General features: G+C 51.6%; 9 tRNA genes. All 9 read right to left on the minus strand.

Annotated features, from left to right (window positions below):
- Positions 1–30: 30 nt before the first annotated feature.
- The 9 genes from JO375_RS24340 to JO375_RS24380 all read right to left on the minus strand — a co-directional run bounded on the left by JO375_RS24340 (position 31) and on the right by JO375_RS24380 (position 825).
- A tRNA-Cys gene (locus JO375_RS24340) sits at positions 31–102 on the minus strand.
- A 10-nt stretch (positions 103–112) separates the two neighbouring features.
- Positions 113–187: transfer RNA gene (locus JO375_RS24345), tRNA-Gly, on the minus strand.
- 9 nt (positions 188–196) lie between these two features.
- Positions 197–284 (minus strand) — tRNA-Leu (locus tag JO375_RS24350).
- A gap of 13 nt (positions 285–297) precedes the next feature.
- Positions 298–373, minus strand: a tRNA-Lys gene (locus JO375_RS24355).
- Positions 374–377: 4 nt separating this feature from the next.
- A tRNA-Gln gene (locus JO375_RS24360) sits at positions 378–452 on the minus strand.
- Between the two features lie 15 nt (positions 453–467).
- Positions 468–540, minus strand: a tRNA-His gene (locus JO375_RS24365).
- Positions 541–561: 21 nt separating this feature from the next.
- Positions 562–647 (minus strand) — tRNA-Tyr (locus JO375_RS24370).
- A gap of 4 nt (positions 648–651) precedes the next feature.
- Positions 652–727: transfer RNA gene (locus JO375_RS24375), tRNA-Thr, on the minus strand.
- Positions 728–752: 25 nt separating this feature from the next.
- A tRNA-Phe gene (locus tag JO375_RS24380) sits at positions 753–825 on the minus strand.
- Between the last annotated feature and the right edge of the window lie 103 nt (positions 826–928).

Consider the following 928-nt stretch of genomic DNA (forward strand, 5'->3'; position numbering starts at 1 on the left):
TATTTATATTTAATCCATATTGAGCAGTCAAGGCGCCACCCAGATTTGAACTGGGGAATGAAGCTTTTGCAGAGCTTTGCCTTACCACTTGGCTATGGCGCCATATGGATAATGGAGCGGACGACGGGAATCGAACCCGCGACCCTCGCCTTGGCAAGGCGATGCTCTACCGCTGAGCCACGTCCGCAAATATATATGGTGCGGTCGAGAGGACTCGAACCTCCACGGGGGGTTAGCCCACACGGACCTGAACCGTGCGCGTCTGCCAATTCCGCCACGACCGCAAAAAACTATAAATGGTGAGCCATGAAGGACTCGAACCTTCGACACCCTGATTAAAAGTCAGGTGCTCTACCAACTGAGCTAATGGCTCTTAATGGCTGGGGATATAGGATTTGAACCTATGCATGACGGAGTCAAAGTCCGTTGCCTTACCGCTTGGCTAATCCCCAGTACTAAGTATAGAGGGCGGCCGATGGGGCTTGAACCCACGAATGCCGGAGTCACAGTCCGGTGCGTTAACCACTTCGCCACGACCGCCATTATAACTTTGAGAAAAACTGGTGGAGGATGATGGATTCGAACCACCGAACCCGTAAGGGAGCAGATTTACAGTCTGATGCGTTTGGCCACTTCGCTAATCCTCCACAATGGTGCCGGCGAGAGGACTTGAACCCCCAACCTACTGATTACAAGTCAGTTGCTCTACCAATTGAGCTACACCGGCACATTACTTGTTTCCACTTGAAAGGTGGCTCGGGACGGAATCGAACCGCCGACACGAGGATTTTCAGTCCTCTGCTCTACCGACTGAGCTACCGAGCCATATTTAGTTTTTCTTACTATATCATACATACTAAAATGGCGGAACTGACGGGATTCGAACCCGCGATCTCCTGCGTGACAGGCAGGCATGTTAGGCCTCTAC

The organism is Paenibacillus farraposensis (genome assembly GCF_020736845.1).
GTDB lineage: Bacteria > Bacillota > Bacilli > Paenibacillales > Paenibacillaceae > Paenibacillus > Paenibacillus farraposensis.